Annotated in this window: 14 protein-coding genes and 1 pseudogene; 3 read left to right on the top strand and 12 right to left on the bottom strand. The window is 70.9% G+C overall.

The window, feature by feature from the left end:
- A pseudogene (locus VJ693_RS14635) lies at positions 1 to 468 on the bottom strand (phosphoenolpyruvate carboxykinase); the annotation flags it as partial.
- Positions 469 to 855: 387 nt separating this feature from the next.
- Complete coding sequence (locus tag VJ693_RS14630) at positions 856 to 3,438, bottom strand: S8 family peptidase (RefSeq protein WP_324155239.1); 2,583 nt, start codon at positions 3,436 to 3,438, stop codon at positions 856 to 858.
- Between the two features lie 206 nt (positions 3,439 to 3,644).
- Here VJ693_RS14630 and VJ693_RS14625 point away from each other — a divergent pair, with 206 nt between their 5' ends.
- Both VJ693_RS14625 and VJ693_RS14620 read left to right on the top strand, forming a co-directional pair.
- Positions 3,645 to 4,226: an MOSC domain-containing protein gene (locus tag VJ693_RS14625; protein ID WP_324155237.1), complete on the top strand. Its 582-nt coding sequence runs from the start codon at positions 3,645 to 3,647 to the stop codon at positions 4,224 to 4,226.
- 108 nt (positions 4,227 to 4,334) lie between these two features.
- A complete protein-coding gene (locus VJ693_RS14620; protein ID WP_324155235.1) occupies positions 4,335 to 5,279 on the top strand; it encodes a CysB family HTH-type transcriptional regulator in 945 nt (314 codons plus the stop codon).
- 25 nt (positions 5,280 to 5,304) lie between these two features.
- On the opposite strand, the gene VJ693_RS14615 is transcribed toward VJ693_RS14620, so the two are convergent.
- Positions 5,305 to 6,756, bottom strand: coding sequence for an FAD/NAD(P)-binding protein (locus VJ693_RS14615; protein ID WP_324155233.1), 1,452 nt, complete (start codon positions 6,754 to 6,756; stop codon positions 5,305 to 5,307).
- 209 nt (positions 6,757 to 6,965) lie between these two features.
- On the opposite strand from VJ693_RS14615, the gene VJ693_RS14610 reads away from it, so the two are divergent.
- Entirely contained in the window at positions 6,966 to 7,994 is a 1,029-nt protein-coding gene (locus tag VJ693_RS14610) for a sigma 54-interacting transcriptional regulator (protein WP_324155231.1), read from the top strand.
- On the opposite strand, the gene VJ693_RS14605 is transcribed toward VJ693_RS14610, so the two are convergent.
- The 9 genes from VJ693_RS14605 to VJ693_RS14565 form a co-directional block, all read right to left on the bottom strand.
- Positions 7,991 to 9,553 carry a methyl-accepting chemotaxis protein gene (locus tag VJ693_RS14605; protein WP_324155229.1) on the bottom strand — a complete coding sequence of 521 codons (1,563 nt, stop codon included), beginning with the start codon at positions 9,551 to 9,553 and terminating at the stop codon, positions 7,991 to 7,993. The two genes, VJ693_RS14610 and VJ693_RS14605, sit on opposite strands and share 4 nt — an antisense overlap.
- Before the next feature lie 186 nt (positions 9,554 to 9,739).
- A complete protein-coding gene (locus VJ693_RS14600) occupies positions 9,740 to 10,453 on the bottom strand; it encodes an MBL fold metallo-hydrolase (protein WP_324155227.1) in 714 nt (237 codons plus the stop codon).
- A 25-nt stretch (positions 10,454 to 10,478) separates the two neighbouring features.
- On the bottom strand, positions 10,479 to 11,396 hold the full coding sequence (locus VJ693_RS14595) for an ATP-binding cassette domain-containing protein (RefSeq protein WP_324155225.1): 918 nt from the start codon (positions 11,394 to 11,396) through the stop codon (positions 10,479 to 10,481).
- A 32-nt stretch (positions 11,397 to 11,428) separates the two neighbouring features.
- Positions 11,429 to 12,211 carry an aliphatic sulfonate ABC transporter permease SsuC gene (gene ssuC / locus VJ693_RS14590; RefSeq protein ID WP_324155223.1) on the bottom strand — a complete coding sequence of 261 codons (783 nt, stop codon included), beginning with the start codon at positions 12,209 to 12,211 and terminating at the stop codon, positions 11,429 to 11,431.
- 14 nt (positions 12,212 to 12,225) lie between these two features.
- Complete coding sequence (gene ssuD, locus VJ693_RS14585; RefSeq protein WP_324155221.1) at positions 12,226 to 13,428, bottom strand: FMNH2-dependent alkanesulfonate monooxygenase; 1,203 nt, start codon at positions 13,426 to 13,428, stop codon at positions 12,226 to 12,228.
- Positions 13,429 to 13,453: 25 nt separating this feature from the next.
- Positions 13,454 to 14,458, bottom strand: coding sequence for an aliphatic sulfonate ABC transporter substrate-binding protein (locus tag VJ693_RS14580; RefSeq protein ID WP_324155219.1), 1,005 nt, complete (start codon positions 14,456 to 14,458; stop codon positions 13,454 to 13,456).
- A gap of 14 nt (positions 14,459 to 14,472) precedes the next feature.
- Positions 14,473 to 15,450 (bottom strand): sulfonate ABC transporter substrate-binding protein, encoded by a 978-nt coding sequence (locus VJ693_RS14575; RefSeq protein WP_324155217.1) that lies wholly within the window; start codon positions 15,448 to 15,450, stop codon positions 14,473 to 14,475.
- 174 nt (positions 15,451 to 15,624) lie between these two features.
- Positions 15,625 to 16,260 carry an NADPH-dependent FMN reductase gene (gene ssuE / locus VJ693_RS14570; RefSeq protein WP_324155215.1) on the bottom strand — a complete coding sequence of 212 codons (636 nt, stop codon included), beginning with the start codon at positions 16,258 to 16,260 and terminating at the stop codon, positions 15,625 to 15,627.
- Positions 16,261 to 16,887: 627 nt separating this feature from the next.
- A partial coding sequence (locus tag VJ693_RS14565) for an ATP-binding protein (protein ID WP_324155213.1) occupies positions 16,888 to 17,846 on the bottom strand: 959 nt, incomplete at its 5' end.

The raw sequence follows: 17,846 nt of genomic DNA, 5'->3' as shown, positions 1-17,846 counted from the left end.
AACAACATACGGGGAGTCGGTGAGCTGGACACCGATCTGGGACATGGGCGATCCGACGGGCCCCATGCTGAAGGGCAGAACGTACATCGTGCGTCCCTTCATGCAGCCGTTGAAGAGCTCCTTGAGCTTCCGGCGCATTTCCACCGGGTTCACCCAGTTGTTCGTCGGCCCGGCATTGTCTTTCGACAGCGAGCAGATGAAGGTGCGATCCTCGACGCGGGCCACGTCCGACGGATCGGAGCACGCCAGGTAGCTGCCCGGGCGCTTGGCCGGGTTCAGCTTCTTGAACGTGCCGGCGTCGACCAGCTGCTGGCACAGGCGGTCGTACTCGGCCTGCGAACCGTCGCACCAGTAGACCTCGGCGGCCTCGGTGAGCGCGGCGATCTCACTGACCCAGGCGATCAGCTTGGCGTTCTTGACGTAGGCGGGCGCGTTCAGGCGCAACCCTTCCATGGCGGGATGGTTCACGGGCATAGCTCCAGGGTTCAAGGCTAGAAAGGCTGAAGAAGACGGAATTGGGCGAGCCTCGCCGAGCCGCCACGTGGTGACGACGACGGGGCTCGCCCAATGCCGTGGGCCCGGATGCTGGTGCGGCGGGCGAGCACTGCCGGGTTACAGCAGGTTTCGCGCCTGGCCGCCAAGGAATGTGGCGGCTCACCTGGGACATCACCCGTCACCCCAGTGTAATTGGGTGGTAACCAGGGCCGTTTGCACGTTCATGCAAATCCGGAATGAGCCGATGCACAGAACGCAGGGCTCAAGAAAAAAAGAGCCCCGCCGTCAAGGCCGGGGCTCCTTCAAGTGGCGTGCGCGGATCCCCAATGGGGGGACAGCCCCCGGAAGGGGCCTGGGGACTCAGGGTCTCAGGATGGTCACCACCGGCGAGGTCCAGGTCTCCCAGTCGGCCGCGTTGTCGGGGTTGCCCAGCGCCTTGAGCAGCGAGAGCTTGACCACGTACTGGCCGTTGGGCACCGGGCTCGGCGCGCCGTTCTTCTTGAAGGTCGTGCCGTCCCAGGTCCAGGCGAAGAAGCCGGTGCTGGTGGCGTTGCGCGGCAGGTAGTTGTCCAGGCTGACCATGTGCATCGACTTGTTGGTCGCGGCATCGAAGGCCTCGAGCTTCATCTGGCGCGACTGGTGATCCAGGTGCACCAGGAAGAACGCGATGTCGTTGCCCTCCATCGTGTAGGTCGCACCGCCCGGCTGGTTGGTGTAGCTCGTGCCGTCGAACTTGGCCAGCCACGGGAAGCCGTTGGCGGTCGGCGTCAGCACCTGGATGCTCTGGTAGTCGCCCTTCAGGCCGGCGTAGGGCACGCGAAGCACCTTGCCGTCGGCCTGCGAGGTGGCCACCAGGTAGCCGCCGTAGAGGCTCTTGTCGTCCAGCCCGGTGGGCGCGGTGATCGTCACGTCGACGCTGGCGTTGCCCTTGGCCGGCACCGTCACGCTGGCGGCGCTGAAGCTCACGTCGGCCGGCGCGTCGAAGGCCGAGACGGTGAAGCTGTTCGGGCCGGTGGCCAGGGCGCTGGCGTGGCTCAGGTCGTAGGTGATGGCCGTCGTGCCCTTGTTGCTGAAGGTCAGCGTGCGCACGGCCGGGCCGGCCTGGCTTTCGCCGAGCGACAGCTCGCCGGGCTGCACCAGCACCTTGGCCTGCACCGCGCCGACCAGATCCAGCATGCCGGCGCCCTGGCGGTGGACTTCGTCGAGGTAGCCCAGGTTCGGGTTGCCCTGCCAGTTCTTCGGGTCGGCCGAGTTCTGCATGCGGTCGCGCATGGTCTTGGCCTTGATCTTCGGATCGGCCTGCAGCAGCAGCGCGGCGCCGCCCGCGGTGTGCGGCGACGACATCGAGGTGCCCGACAGCGTCGCGTAGCCGCCCAGCTCCAGCGGGTAGGTCGAGTAGATCATGCCGCCCGGGGCGCCGATGTTGGGCTTGACGCTCAGGTCGGCCGCCAGGCCATACGAGCTGAAGCTCGAGATCAGCCCGCCGGTCAGGTTGGGGAAGGAGCCGAGGTCGGCCGTCCAGGTCATGTCGACCGCGCCGCCGGCCAGGCGCGAGTCGAGCAGCGCGCCTTCGGTGTCGGAGATGCTGACCACCGGCACCGTGATCGCCGGCGTGCCGGCGACCGTGGCCGAGATGCGGCCCGGCACGTTGTTGTAGAGCACGACGCCGGCGGCACCGGCGCTCTGCGCGTTGAAGGCCTTCTGGTAGAAGGTGCAGCCGCCACGGCGGACCAGCGCGACCGTGCCGGTCAGGCTGCCGGGCGGCAGGGCGACGCAGGCGTCGGCGGTGGAGGTCACCGTGCCGGTGCGCGACATCGGCTGCGTGCCCGAGGTCGGCGCGGCCGGCGCCCCGGTGGCAGGCTGCCAGCCGATCGCGGTCCCGTCCGGCGTGACGGTGAACTCGTTGAGCTTGCTGTGCGTGTTGTCGAACGAGGCGACGCCGATCACGTCCTTGCCCACGCCCGGGGCACCCGCCGCGTACAGCCCGCTGGTGCCGCTGTTGCCGATCGAGGCGACCATGACGACACCGGCGCGCACCAGCCGGTCGGCGGCCTTCGCGCTCGGGTACTCGGGCCACTGGAACGACGAGCCGATCGACTGGTTGACGACCTGCATGCCGTCGGCCAGCGCACGCTCCATCGCGGCGATCATGATGTCGGACTCGGTCGAGCCGGCGCAGCCGAACACGCGATAGGCGCCCAGCGTCACGTCCGGCGCGACGCCGGTCACGCCGCCGTGGGCGCCGACGATGCCGGCGACGTGCGTGCCGTGGCCGGCGCAGTCGTCGGGGTTCGCGTCGGGCACCGGCACCGGGTCATAGTCCGGGCTGCTCGGGTCGGCGTTGTAGGCGTCGCCGACGAAGTCGTAGCCATAGGCCACGCGCGCGGTCGGGAAGCTGGTGCCGCCGGGCGTGCCGGTGCCGCCGAAGGCGGTGTGGTCGTAGTCGACGCCGGTGTCGATGATGCCGACCTTGATGCCGCTGCCGGTGATGCCCATGCCCTGCAGCACGTCGGCACCCGTCATCGCCAGCGCGGTGTCGAGCTGCGGGCCCTCCTGGCCGCCCTCGGCACGGATCGGCTTGGGCGCCTGGATCACCTCGACCGGGTACATCGCCTTGACGCCGGGCAAGCGCGCGATCTTGGCGCGCTCGGCCGGGCCGACGTCGATCGACAGGCCGTTGAACAACACGTCGAACGCACGGCGCTCCTTGAAGGAGATGCCGGCCGCCTTGGCGGCCTGGCGGAAGGCGGCCTTCTCGCCGCGCACCTTGTCGAGCTTCGTGCCTTCGATGGTCGGCAGGCTGCTGAACTCGACGAACCAGTGCCGGGTCTGCTCGGTGGCCTTCGCCGGCACGCTTTGCGTGGCGGCCTGGGCGCCGCCCAGGCCCAGGGTCAAGGCGGCGGCTGCAGCCGAGGCCAGCAGCGTCTTGCGGATTTGCTTCACTCACTCGCTCCTTGGAATGGCATGGCCGCGGCGGGTGGCCACGGACCATCGATCGACACATCGAGACTTCCGCGGCGGTGGCCGCGTCGGGGGTCCCATCGTGGAGACAGCCGGTTACCCCGTCGAGGGGGCAAGCCCCCGCAATGAGGCTTGTTGAGGATTGCCGGGAGGGTTGGCACGGATGGGCGAACCTGCACAATCAGTGCATGCACATCGTCAGCGTCAACACCGCGCGCGCCGAGGCGCGCCTGATCAACGGCCGGGAGGTCCTGACCGGCATCGGCAAGCGCGCACGCAGCGGGCCGGTGGCCTGCACGACGCTGGGGCTCGAGGGTGACGAGCAGGCCGACCTGTCGGTGCACGGCGGCCTCGCCAAGGCGGTCTACGCCTACCCGCAGGTGCACTACGCGTTCTGGCGCACGGTACGCGCGCAGGCGCGCGCAGGCGGCTGGGACGACCCGCTGCTGCCGCCGGGCGCGATGGGCGAGAACCTGACGCTGGCCGGCGTCACCGAGCGCGAGCTGTGGGTCGGCGACCGGCTGTGCTTCGACAGTGGCACCGTGCTCGCCGTCAGCGAGCCGCGTTTCCCGTGCTTCAAGTTCAATGCCGCGATGGGCTTCGCCAAGGCCGCCAAGCTGATGGTCGAGTCGGGCTACTGCGGCGCCTACCTCGCGGTGATCGAGCCTGGCACGCTGCACGCCGGCGAAGCCTTCACGCTGCGGCCGGGCCCGCATGAGGTCGGGCTGCTGGAACTGTTCCGCGCGCGCACCGCCGGCAAGTCGTTCTGACGCGTTATGCGGCCGATGCGGTAGCAGCGTCGCATTCCTTCGTTCCGTGGGCGCAGGGCGCTCGCAAGAATCCGCGCCATCCCACCCACGGCCGCGGAGACCGCCCTCTTGAACCTGCAACAACTGCGCTCGCTGCGCGAGGCCGCGCGCCAGCACTACAACCTGACCGAGGTCGCCCAGGTGCTGCACACCTCGCAGCCGGGCGTCAGCCGGCAGATCCGCGAGCTCGAGGACGAGCTCGGCATCGCGCTGTTCCGCCGCGCCGGCAAGCGCCTGGTGGGCCTGACCGCGCCCGGCGAGCGGCTGCTGCCGATCATCGAGCGCCTGCTGCATTCGACCGAGCAGCTCAAGCGGGCCGGCCACGACTACGCACGCGAGCGCACCGGGCGGCTGACCGTGGCGGCCACGCACTCGCAGGCGCGCTACGCACTGCCCCACGCCGTGCGCGACTTCCGCGTCGGGCAGCCGGACGTGCAGCTGCTGCTTCGCCAGGGCTCGCCGCAGCAGGTGGCGCGCTGGCTGCTCGATGGACAGGCCGACATCGGCATCGCCACCGAGGCGCTCGCCCAGCACGCCAGCCTCGCGACCCTGCCCTGCTACCGCTGGACGCACCTGGTGCTGGTGCCGCCGGGCCATCCGCTGGACCGGCACGACGGCGCCGAGCTGACACTGCACGAGCTCGCTGCGTACCCGCTGATCAGCTACGAGCCGGGCTTCACGGGCCGCTCGCACATCGACGCCGCGTTCGACGCCGCCGGCCTGCGGCCCGAATTCGCACTGGTTGCGATGGACGCCGACGTGATCAAGACCTACGTGCAGCTGGGCCTGGGCGTCGGCATCATCGCCGCGGTGGCCTACGACCCGCAGCGCGACGCGCCACTGCAGGCGCTCGAGGCGCGCCACCTGTTCGAGCCGAACCTGACCCGCCTGGCCGTGCGGCGCGACGCGCTGCTGCGCGACATCGACTACGCCTTCATCGCAGCCTTCGCGCCGCCGCTGACGCGCGCGGTGGTGCGCGCCGCGCTGGACGCGGACGCCAGCGTGGCCGGTTGAGGCGGCGGGATCCCGGCGACCCGGCTCAAGCCGGCGCCCGCACCGGCACCTGCCGCAGCAGGTGCTCGGCCACCGCCTGCGCGTGCACACGCAGCTCGGGGATCGCGATCGCCTCCCAGTGCTGGGCCTTGAGCATCGGCCCGACGTAGTACAGCCCCGGCTGCGGCTGGCCGCGCGCATCGAGCAGGCGGTGCGCGGCATCCACCTTCAGGCCCAGGCCGAGCTCGTCGACCATCAGCCGGCCCTGCGCCTGCAGCGAGGCGAGCAGCGCCCCGGCCACCGTCGCCGGCGCATGGCCGACGCGCGCCGATGGGCCGGTGCAGTTGACCACCGCCGCCACGCGCCGCTGCGCCTGCACGCCGGCCTCGGCGCCGCGCGGCCGCCAGCGGACCTCGAAGCCGCCACCCGGCGCGGGCACGATGGCCTGCAGCCGCCCGGCCTGCACCTCGGCCTGGCCGGTGCGCAGCGCGGCCTGCAACCGGTGCTGGATGCCGGGCGCGAGCCGGTGGCGGTGGGTGTCCCACCACGGCTGCAGGTGGCGCAGGAACTGGCGGCGCTCGCGCAGTGTCAGCCGCTGCCACAGCGCCGGCGTGCTGGCGCGCAGGCTGGCCATCACATCGCGCCAGTCGCGGCCCTCGGCCCGCGCCTCGGCAGCCCAGCGGCGCACGCTGCGCAGCATCACGCGCAGGCCGGGCGCGTCGGCCAGCGCCTGCAAGGGCCACAGGCCCGGGCGCGGCCGCGCCTCGAGGCTGCGGTGCGGCTGGGGCAGCAGGCCGCGGCGCGACAGCATCGTCACCCGCCCGGCATGGCCCCGGTCCTGCAGCCAGGTCAGCAGGTCGATCGCGCTCAGGCCGCTGCCCAGCAGCAGCAGGTCGCCGTCCTCCGGCAAGGCGGCCAGGGCCGCATCGTCCCAGGGCCGGTCGATCAGGCCCGGCGTGCCCCAGGGCGGCGCACCGGGCACATCGGGTAGGCGCGGCGCCTCGGGCGCGAGGTGGCCGGTGGCCAGCACCACGCGTTCGGCCAGGCAGGTGCTGCCGTCGTCGAGCGCCAGGCGCATCGCCCCCTCGGCGGCCGGCTCGATCGCCCGCACGCCGGCGGCCAGGGTCTGCACCTGGACGCCGCGCGAATGCGCGCGCTGCTCGGCCTCGGCCAGCGCCTCGGCCAGGTAGTCGCCCAGCAGCATGCGGGGCACGAATTCGGCGGCCGAATAGGCGCCGTAGCGGCGCTGCAGCCAATCGATGAAGCCGGCTTCATGCGCCGGCTCCAGGCCCAGCCGGCCGGCCGGCACGTTGAGCCAATGGCTCGCACAGCGCGTGCCGTAGGCCAGGCCGCGCGCACGGCGCGCCGCCGGCTCGATCAGCAGCAGCCGTGAACCGCGCGGCAGCCCGCGCATCAGGTGGATGGCGACCGCGGTTCCGCTGAAGCCGAGCCCGACCACCGCGACGCAGGCCGGCTCCGTGGAGGTCAACGTGGACATGCCGCCATCGTCGTCGCGGACGGCCAGCGGATGAACTGATATTTCGGCATGAACACATGCATATGCCTGGGCGATCTAAGGGGCCCCCGGCTTCGGGCTGGCGGCCCTTATGCACCCACCGCGCAAGCTCAGGCGCATTACTTCGTTTCCGCGCCGCGCTGCCGCGGAAAGACTTCGTTACGTTTCGCGACGCAACCCGCCTGCTCCCCTTGGCCCCTCCCCGCCTGCCGCTGCTGTTCGAGGATCCGACGTCGCTGCGCCTGCTGCGCGAAATCGAGCGCCTGGCGCGCAGCGACGCCACCATGCTTGTCATGGGTGAGGCCGGCACCGGCAAGAACCTGATCGCTCGCCACATCCACGCTGCCAGCGGGCGCCGCGGCCCCTTCGTCACCTTCCATTGCGGTGCGTCGGCCGACGGCTCTGCCGAGGACGCACTGTTCAGCCGCGACGGCAGCACCCGAAGCGCCCGCCTGGAAGCGGCGCAAGAGGGCACCTTGTTCCTCGACGAGATCGGCTACCTGCCGATGCCGCAGCAGGCCCTGCTGATGCAGGCACTTCAGGAGGGCCCGCCGGCCGTGCCTGGCCCGCGCCTCGTGGTCGCCAGCAGCATCGATCTGCGTCAGGCCGTCGCGAGCCAGCAGTTCCGGCCCGATCTGTACCACCGGCTCAATGTGGTGCCGGTGAGCCTGACGCCGCTGCGCCTGCGGCCCGGCGACATCCTGCCGTTGGCCGAGCACTTCGCGGCCGCACTCGGGCTCCGGCTCGGTTGCGCGCCGGCGCAGATCAACCCCGCGGCGCAACGCGCCCTGCTCGACTACCCCTGGCCCGGCAACGTCCGCGAACTGCAGGTCATCGTTCACCACGCGGCCATGGTCTGCCGCGACGCTGTCATTCGCCCGCGCGACCTGCGGCTGTTCCAGCTGACACACGGCGAACCGGCCGAACCCGATTCGCCACCCCCGTCCATCGAGACGGCGTCGCCGATCGAGCGCGTCGAGCGGATGTTCCAGGAGCTGCTGCACCACCCGCCCGATGCGCTGCACGCCAGAGTGGAAGCCACGCTGCTGCGCACCGCCTACGCCCACCACGGGCGCAACCAGGTCATCACCGCCCGCGCGCTCGGCCTGAGCCGGCACAGCCTGCGCACGCTGCTGCGGCGCCACGGGCTGCTGGCCGACGCGGAAGCGAGCGCGAGCGCACCCGACGGCATCGCCAAAGGCGTCGACCTCGGTCGTTAGGCCAGGCGGAAGCTGCCCACCATGCCGGACAGGCGAGCGGCCTGCTCGCGCAGGCACCCCGAAGCGGCCGCCGCCTGCTCGACCATCGCCGCGTTCTGCTGAGTCACCTGGTCGAGCTGGGCGACCGCGTCATGGACCTCGCCCACCCCGCGGCTTTGCTCTTGCGTCGCCGACGAGATCTGGCCGATCAGGGCACTGACCTCGCCGACCTCGCGCCGGATCTCGTGAATCACCTCGCCGGCATCGCCGACCTGCCGCGTCCCCTCATCGACTCGCTCGACGCTGCGCAGGATCAGCTGGCGGATTTCACGCGCCGCCTCCCCGCTGCGCTGGGCCAGGGCCCGCACCTCGCCGGCCACGACCGCGAAGCCGCGGCCCTGTTCGCCCGCCCGCGCAGCCTCGACGGCGGCGTTCAGCGCGAGGATGTTGGTCTGGAACGCGATGCCGTCGATCACGCCGATGATCTCGCCGATCTGGCGCGAGGCGCCGGCGATGTCCTGCATCGTCGCGACGACCCGATCCATCGCCGCGCTGCCGCCGGACGCGCTGCCGGTCGCGCGCTCGGCCAGCGCGCAGGCGCGCTGCGCCGCGGCGGCACTGCCGCGCAGTGCGCCATTGAGCTGGTCCATCACCGCGGCCGTCTGCTGCAGGCTGCTGGCCTGGCGCTCGGTGCGCTGGCTGAGGTCGGCGTTGCCGGCAGCGATCTGGGTCGCACCGAGTGCGATCTGCTCGCCGGCGTCGCGCACCGCACCGACCATGCGCGCCAGGCTGTCGTTCATCATGCCCAGTGCGGCCAGCAGCTCGGCCGTTTCGTCGACTCCGCTGACGGTGATCGCCGAGCGCAGGTCGCCGCTGGCCACCGAGCGCGCCACGTCGACTGCACGCGCCAACGGCGTCGTGATCGAGCGTGTCGTGCGCCAGGCCAGTGCTGCGCCGGCCACCGCCGCAGCGCCGGCCACGCCCAGCATCGCCAGCCCGGCCCGGGCCGCGTCGCCGCGCACTTCGGCGGCCGAGGCGTCGACCGCCGCACGCTCGGCGTCGATCAGCGCATCGAGCGACTTGAAGTACGCAGCCTGCAAGGGCCGCAGCTCGCCGAGCAGCGTGTCACGGGCAGCCTCGCGCTCCGCCGCCAGGGCCTGGTCGATCGCCTTGTCGAGCGTGCGCCGGTAGGGCTCGCGGGCGGCCACGAAATCGCGGTACAGCGGCTCGGTCGGGCCGGCCAGTAGTGCCTGGCCCAGCTGCTCACCAAGCTCGGTGTTGCGCTGGCGCGCCTTCTCGATGCGCGCACGCTCCTCGCGAATCGCCTTCAGGCTGCCGTCGCCGGCCAGCAGCGCAATGTTGCGAACGCCGCGCGCGACGAGGTTCAGGTTGTCCTTGATCTCGCCGAGCCACAGCACCCGCACCATGTTGTGCTCGGTGACCCGGCCGAGCGCCGCGTCGACCGCGCGCAGGTGCCAGATGCCGTAGGCGGCGATCGCGATGCAGGTCAGGATCAGCACGCCGAAACTGGCGGCCAGGCGGGGCCCTATGCGCTCCAGGGCCCGGAGAGGGTTCTTCATGACGGTAGGTCCTCACTGATGTTGGTCGTGGGCGGCGTCGGGCCGCGCCACTCCAATATCGGCGCAGGCCATCGGTTGGAACGGCCGATCAGGCCCGGCCCGGGGCCCCACATCGCGCCCGCGCCGCCGCCGGCTGTCGCAAATCCAACAGCCGCAGGCCGTTCGGCAGGAACCGGCTGGAAGCCCTCAGCCCTGCACCACCGCCCCAGCCTGCTTGTTGGCCGGCACGGCGAGGTCGATCAGGCGCGGCTTGGGCAGGTTCAGCGCGGCCATCAACGCGATGAACTCGTCGCGCGAGGTGGTCGCGAGCCGGGGGTTGGTCTCGCGCTCCTCGGCGATGCACGAGACGCGCCGGCCGCGGTAATCGTGGCCGGGGTAGACGAGCGTCTCGCCGGGCAGCGTGAACAGGTGCTTGGTGATCGCGTCGTAGAGGGCGCCGGCGCTGCCGCCCTGGAAATCGGTGCGGCCGCAGCCGCCGATCAGCAGCGCGTCGCCGGTGAACAGCCTGTCGCGCCACAGGAAACTCATGCTGCCCGGCGTGTGGCCGGGCGTCGCGATCACGTCGAGGTGTTCGTCGCCGAAATCGAGCCGGTCGCCATGGTTCAGCGCCCGTTCGTAGCCCGCGGCCTCGCAGGCCAGGCCGACCGCGGTGGTGGGCGCTTCGGCGGCCGGCAGCACCGCCTTCAGGGCCTCTTTCAGCGCCGACGCGGCCGTGACGTGGTCGGCATGCACATGGGTGTCGAGCAGCCAGCGCACATGCATGCCGAGCTGGGCGACCAGGGCCAGGTCGCGCTCGCGCTGCTCGAGCACCGGGTCGATCAGCACCGCATCGCCGGTGCGCTCGCAGGCGAGCAGGTAGGTGTAGGTGGAGGAGCTGGGGTCGAAGAGCTGGCGGAACATCGGCGGCTTCCGATCTGCGTTGGGGTCAGATCGCGAAGCGTAACCCCGGCGGCAGTCCTTCGGGCAGTTGGCGCGGCGCGGCCGGCTCGTCCGGTTGCTGCAGGACGCGGCGCAGCACCCGGTCCTCGAAGGCGGCAAAGCCAGCGCTGCCGCGGGCGCGCGGCCGGGGCAGCGCCACCGCCTCGTCGAAGGCGATGCGCCGGTCCTCGATCAGCACCACCCGGTCGGCCAGCGCCACCGCCTCGGCCACGTCGTGCGTGACCAGCAGCGCGGTGAAGCGGTGCTGCCGCCACAGCTGCTCGATCAGCTGCTGCATCTCGATGCGCGTCAGGGCATCGAGCGCGCCCAGCGGCTCGTCGAGCAGCAGCAGGCGCGGCCGGTGCACCAGGGCGCGCGCCAGTGCCACACGCTGGCGCTGGCCGCCCGAAAGCAGCGCCGGCCAGTCGTTCGCACGCTCGGCCAGGCCGACCTGCGCGAGCGCCTCGCGGGCCTGCGCGCGCCCCTCGGCCCCCTTCAGGCCGAGCGCGACGTTGTCGAGCACCCGCTTCCAGGGCAACAGGCGCGCTTCCTGGAACATGATGCGCAGCGCGCCGCGCGCCTCGTCGACGCCCAGGCCGTCGAGCGTGACGCGGCCGGCATCGGCGGTTTCGAGGCCGGCGAGCTGGCGCAGCAGCGTGCTCTTGCCGCAGCCGCTGCGGCCGACGATCGCGACGAACTCGCCCGGCGCGATCGACAGCTCGACGTCGTGCAACACGCTGCGTTCGCCGTAGCGCTTGGCCAGGCCGCTGATCTGCACCTCGATGCCGGTGGCCGCGCCGGCGCGCCGGGCGGCCACGGCCGGACGGCCCGTATCGGCCGGTGTCTGGGCCGGGGCCGGCCCCAGCCATTCGCGCAGCGAAGCGACGGCGCCCCACGGCGCCAGGTCGAATTCGGAGCTGTGCATGCGATGCATCCCTCTCGTTGTCGTCATGCGCTTCAAGCGGCCTGGTAGCCCGGGTGCCAGCGCAGCCACCAGCGCTCGAGCCCGCGCGCCACCACGTCGGCCAGCTTGCCGAGCAGCGCATACAGCAGGATGCCGACCAGCACGACGTCGGTCTGCAGGAACTCGCGCGCATTCATCGTCAGGTAGCCGATGCCGGCCTGGGCCGAGATCGTCTCGGCGACGATCAGCAGCACCCACATCAGCCCGAGCGAGAAGCGCAGGCCCACCAGCACCGACGGCAAGGCGCCGGGCAGGATGACCTGGCGGTACAGCGCCCAGCCCGCGAGGCCGTAGCTGCGCGCCATCTCGATCAGGCCGGGGTCGACCGAGCGGATGCCGTGGAAGGTGTTGAGGTAGATCGGGAAGAACACGCCGACCGCGACGAGGAACAGCTTGGCCGCCTCGTCGATGCCGAACCACAGGATCACCAGCGGGATCAGCGCCAGCGCCGGGATGTTGCGCAGCATCTGCAGGCTGGCGTCGAGCAGCGTCTCGGCCCAGCGGAAGGTGCCGCACAGCAGGCCCAGCAGCAGCCCGGCGCTGCCGCCGAGCGCCAGCCCGGCCAGCGCGCGGCCGGTGCTGATGGCCGCATGGTGCGCCAGCTCGCCCGAGCCCAGCAGCGCGGCGAAGGCCGCGCCGACCGCGCGCGGCTCGGGCAGCACACGGGTCGAGAGCCAGCCCGTCGCGGACGCCAGCTCCCAGACCACGAGGATGGCCAGCGGCACGAGCCAGGGCACGGCACGGCGGCCGAGGCCCCGAAGCGTCGCGATCGACATCGTTCGCCCCTTCGTCAGCTCGCCGCGCGGGCCAGTTCGGGCGTGGCCGCGCGCGGCGCCGTGACGGGCACATGCGCGTTGGCGACGATCTCGCCGAACGGGCCGGTCAGCTTCGGCTGGATCAGGCGGTCGCGCAGCTCGAGCGGCAGCAGCGGGAACACCAGTTCGGCGAAGCGGTAGGCCTCATCCAGGTGCGGGTAGCCCGACAGCACGAAGTACTCGAGGCCGAGGTCCGCGTATTCGCGCAGCCGCGCCGCGACCTGCTCGGGGTTGCCGACCAGCGCCGTGCCGGCGCCGCCGCGCACCAGGCCGACGCCGGCCCACAGGTTCGGCGCCACCTCCAGCCCCTCGCGCACGTTGGCCGGGTTGTAGCGGCCGCCGTGCAGCGCGGCCATGCGGCGCTGGCCTTCGGAATCCATGCGGGCGAAGGTCTGCTGGGCGCGCGCGACGGTCGCTTCGTCGAGGTGCGAGATCAGCTCGGCCGCCGCGCCCCAGGCGGCTTCCTCGGTCTCGCGCACGATCACGTGCAGGCGGATGCCGAACTTCAGCGTGCGGCCGTAGCGCGCGGCGCGCTGACGCAGATCGGCGACCTTCTCGGCCACCGCGGCCGGCGGCTCGCCCCAGGTGAGGTAGGTGTTGAGCTGCTGCGCGGCCAGCTCGTGCGCCGCAGGCGACGAGCCGCCGAAGAACAGCGGCGGGTGCGGGTTCTGCACCGGCGGGTAGAGCAGCCGGGCACCCTCGACCTTCAGGTGCTGGCCGTCGAAATCGAGCGGCTCGCCGGTGTGGCTGCGGGCCATGATCTCGCGCCAGATCGTCAGGAACTCGGTGGCGTGCGCGTAGCGCTCGGCATGCGGCAGGAACTGCCCGTCGCCGGCCAGCTCGGCCGCATCACCGCCGGTCACCAGGTTGATCAGCAGCCGGCCGCCCGACAGGCGGTCGAAGGTCGAGGCGATGCGCGCGTACTGGCTGGGCGTGATCAGCCCGGGCCGCAGCGCAATCAGGAACTTCAGCCGGCGCGTCGCGTCGATCAGGCTGGCCGCCACCGTCCACGGGTCTTCGCACGAGCGGCCGGTGGGGATCAGCACGCCCTCGTAGCCGAGCGAATCGGCCGCGATCGCGACCTGCTTGAAGTAGCTGTGGTCGGCCACGCGCGCGCCCTGCGCCGTGCCGAGATAGCGGCTGTCGCCGTGGGTCGGAATGAACCAGAGAATCTTCATGGGGTGGCTCCGTTCTGTATGGACGTTAGCGACCGGACTGGGCCAGGCGCGCAGCGCCCGGTTGCCGGACGATCCGGGCGACCTGGATCGGTTTCGGGATCAGGCCGAGGGCGGCGAAGGCATCGGCCACCTTCTGCTGCTCGGCCACCAGCGCGCTGGTCAGCGGGCCGACCGGCGAGGCCTGGCGGCGCTCGAGCACGCGCAGCACCGTGGCCAGCCCGAGGCCGGCGAACTCGGCGAAGCGCTTGGCGGCGTCCTGCCGGTGCGCCTGCACCCAGGCGTCGGTCTCGGTCAGCGCGGCGAACACCGCGGCCAGCGTGCGTTCGCGCGCCGCGAGGTCGCGCGAGGCCAGGTAGAAGGTGTTGTTGCCGGTCAGGCCGCGGCTGGTGGCGAGCACGCGCACCTGGCCGTCGATCTCGGCGGCAGCGTAGTACGGATCCCAGATCACCCAGGCATCGACCGCGCCGCGCTCGAAGGCCGCGCGCGCATCGGCCGGCGGCAGGTAGACCGGCGAGATGTCGGCCCAGGCCAGGCCGGCCTTGGCGACCGCCTGCACGAGCAGGAAGTGGGCCGATGAGCCTCTCTGCACCGCAATGCGCGCGCCCTTCAGGTCGGCCAGCGTTCGCCACGGCGACGCAGGCTTGACGAGGATCGCTGAGCTGTCGGGCTTGGGCGGCTCGGCGCCGACGTAGTACAGCTCCTTGCCGGCGGCCTGCGCGAACACCGGCGGCGAATCGCCGGTGGCGCCGAGGTCCACGCTGCCGACGGCCAGCGCCTCCAGCAACTGCGGGCCGGCCGGGAACTCGACCCATTGCACCGCCACGCCGGGCAGGTGCCTGTCCAGCCCGCCGAGGATCTTCAGCAGCGCGAGGTTGAAGCTGCCCTTCTGGAAGCCGATGCGCAAGGCGGAGGGGCCGCCATCAGCCGCGTGCGCGCGCTGCCAGGCCGGCAACGCCAGCGCGCCCACCAGCGCACCGCCCAGGCCGTGCAGCAGGCGCCGGCGCGCGAAGGGGAACGAGGTGTCGTCCATCGCCGCACCGCCCTTCACTTCGCCTGCGCGGTGTTGCGCACACCAGGCAGTGCATCGACGATGCGGATCGGCTTCGGGATCAGCTTCAGCTGCACGAAGGTGTCGGCGATCTTCTGCTGCTCGGCCGCCACCGCGGGGGTCAGCGGCACGACGCCGAACTGGTAGCGCTGCAGGCTCAGCTCGACCACGCCGGCGTCCAGCCCCTGAAGTGGCGCGATCAAAGCCGCGGCCTGCTTCAGGTTGCCCTTGAGCCAGCGGCCGCGCTCGACCGTGTCGTCGAACAGGGTGCGGATGACCTGCGGGTTGCGCTCGGCATAGCCGCGCTCGGCCAGGTAGTAGGCGTAGTTGTTCACGACGCCGCGGCCATCGGCCAGGATGCGCGCGCCGGTCTGCTTCTCGACCGCGGCGAGGAACGGATCCCAGATCGCCCAGGCATCGACCGCGCCACGCTCGAAGGCCGCGCGCGCGTCGGCCGGCGGCAGGAACACCGGCTGGATGTCGGCGTACGTCAGCCCGGCCTTCTCGAGCGCGCGCACCAGCAGGTAGTGCACGTTCGAGCCCTTGTTCAGCGCGACCTTCCGGCCCTTGAGCTGGGCCACGCTCTTCAGTGGCGAATCCTTGGGCACCACGATCGCCTCGGCCTCGGGCGCGGCGGGGTCGTTGCCGATGTAGACGAAGTTCGCGCCGGCGGCCTGCGCAAAGATCGGCGGCGCCTCGCCGACGAAACCGACGTCGACCGAGCCGACGTTCAGGCCTTCGAGCAGCTGCGGGCCGGCCGGGAACTCGACCCACTGCACCGCGACGCCCTGCGGCGCGAGGCGCTTTTCCAGCGTGCCTTGCGACTTCTGCAGTGCGAGCAGGCTGGCCGACTTCTGGTAGCCGATGCGCAGCGTGGCCGCGCTCTGGGCGCCGGCGGGCGAAGCGAGGGTGAGGCAGGCGCCGGCCAGGCTCGACAACAGGGCGCGGCGGGCGAGATGGACAACGAAGGGCATGATGGCAATCCGGCGGGGTGATGGGGCCGTCGGCGACGAGTCGGGTCGACGACCGGAGGCGAATAAAAGGCGACCCGCGGCAGGGCCGGGGTCGAACGCCCGCGCCAGCCGCAGGGCGGCCGGGGGGCGAGAGGCTCTCCCCCAGGAGGGAGACGATCCGGAGTCAGGCCGGCGTCAACACGCCGCGGTCACCGCGCCGCTTCGGTCGACGGAGGCCGGGCGCGGGGCGGTGATGGGGGGCTGTTCGGCGTGGCCGGTGGCGGCGGTGCCAGCCAGCGCGCGCTGCAGGCGCTCGCGCACCGCGGCGTCGGGCCGCCAGCCGCCCGCTTCGTCGTGCTCGTCGCGCTCGAACTGCGCGTCGGTCGCGAACACGGTGTCGAGGATCTCGCGGGCCCCGAGCGCAGCCAGCACCGGGCGCAGCGCATAGTCCACCGCCAGCAGGTGGGCCAGGCTGCCGCCGGTGGCCAGCGGCAGCACGCGCTTGCCGCGCAGCGCGTCGGGCGGCAGCAGGTCGAGAAAGACCTTCAGCAGGCCGCTGTAGGCCGCCTTGTAGATCGGCGTGGCGACCAGCACCAGCTCGGCCGACTGGACCTGCGCCAGCGCCCGGGCCACGGCCGGCTCCTTTGCATCGGCCTGCAGCAGGGCCGCCGCGGGCAGGCTGCGGATGTCGATCTCGGCCGGCGCCGCGTCGGCCGCCGGCAGCGCGCGCAGCGCCTGGCGCAGCAGCGCGGCGGAGCGCGAGCGGGCCGACGGGCTGCCGGCCAGCGCTGCGACGCGGCACGGGGTGATGGGGTGGGCGAACTGCTGCATGGCCGATACCTTATCGGCCGATGCCGCTGCCCTCAACGAAGCCTTTCGCGATTGCTTAGACCAGGATTCGGTGTGATGGCCCGGTCATGGCGCTGGGCGCCATGGCATGTGTGAACTGTGCAGAGCTTCTGCGTTCCGCTTGCGACACGAACGATCTACTGTGACTGACCGGGCTCTGCGAGGCGCGGCCTTGGAGACCGGCACCCAGGCTCGACGGCGATGCCACATCGCCGAGCGGCCCTGGCACCTCAGCGGCGGATTTCCGCCGCGTTGATGAACAGGTCCGTGACCTGGCGTTGACGACCCGACGCTGATGCTGGGGCCCGATGAGGTGGGTGGCAGGTGTGCAGCGGGTGCTGTCCGTCGATCCCGATCGCTGAATTCACCTTGTCTGCGACATCGCGCTCATTCGCACGCTTGGGCAAGCGCCGTTCGAACGACCGGTACAGAAGGTGCTGGCGACGTTCAGCCTGCGACCCGGCAGCGTACCGAGTAATGCACCGATCGCGAATGACCGCTGCTTCCCCGGGCCTACTCACACTGCCGACCCAGAGCAGCCATCATCTGCCTCGAACCGAACACCAACATTCGCAACGCCAAGCAGTCGCTGCCCCCCCACGCGCAGGCTCAGCCTTTCTTAATTGTGACGCGCGAGAAGCTGAAAGTGAACCGGTTGGGCGCGTACTCGATCCCTCGAATGGTTTCGACTCGCGTCCCCGCGGCAACAAACACAGCCGCATCGTTCACTTCAAGTAGCTGACGAACGATCGAGAGGCCAAGGCCGCTTCCGCTGAGCCCGTGCTTCTGCGCCATTGAGCCCGAAACGCCCTCGTCAAATATTCGACGCTCCTCCTCTGGCCCGATTGGAAGCGACTTCATTTCCATTATCACGTCCAGCCGATCGCTTTTCGGCTGAAATCCAATGTCGATCGTCGATGTCGGGGCACAGTACTTGACGCAGTTCTCGAAGAATCTATACAGCGCAGCAGACACCAACTCATAGTCCACCCAAACACGCTCTCCGGTAGCTCTAAGGTTCCAATAGAGTTCCTTGTCCTGGGCCTCTTGAAAGAACGTAATCAGCACGTTCTTGATGACCTTGTGGATCATGTGCCCCCTTAGTTGAGGCGGCAACTGAGGCGTTGTCCGAAACCTGCGCACGACCTGCATTTCTGTCCGTGCAGCCACCGCGTTCTTCAGAATCCTCAGCGCAGCCTGGGCGGCCGCTTGCGGGTCCTGTGAGATCGCACCAGCGATAACTGATATCTGTCGATTTGGTGTCCCCGCTAGCTCATCCTGCGGCACGATGTTGTAGATTTCCTGAATGATGTGCGAGTTGAGTGTCGTAAGGTTATGGACAAGTCGCCTACCTTCCTCACGCGCCTCTTCGGCAGCCAACCGCTGAATCTCGACGAGACCTTCGATCATCGCCGCATACGATTCGAGCGTTCTGACGAACACCTTCTTGCTCTTGACCATGTCCTCATCCGAGGTGCAGAGATACACCGTTCCAGAAGCAATGGTCTTCTTTCCTCTTCGCCGCGGGTCACCTCTTTCATGTCCTGCGCACCTTTCGCACGCCATTG

The organism is Ideonella sp. (genome assembly GCF_035254525.1).
GTDB lineage: Bacteria > Pseudomonadota > Gammaproteobacteria > Burkholderiales > Burkholderiaceae_C > Ideonella.
Note: the sequence above shows the minus strand (reverse complement) of the source record. Positions and strands in the feature narration are given on the sequence as shown.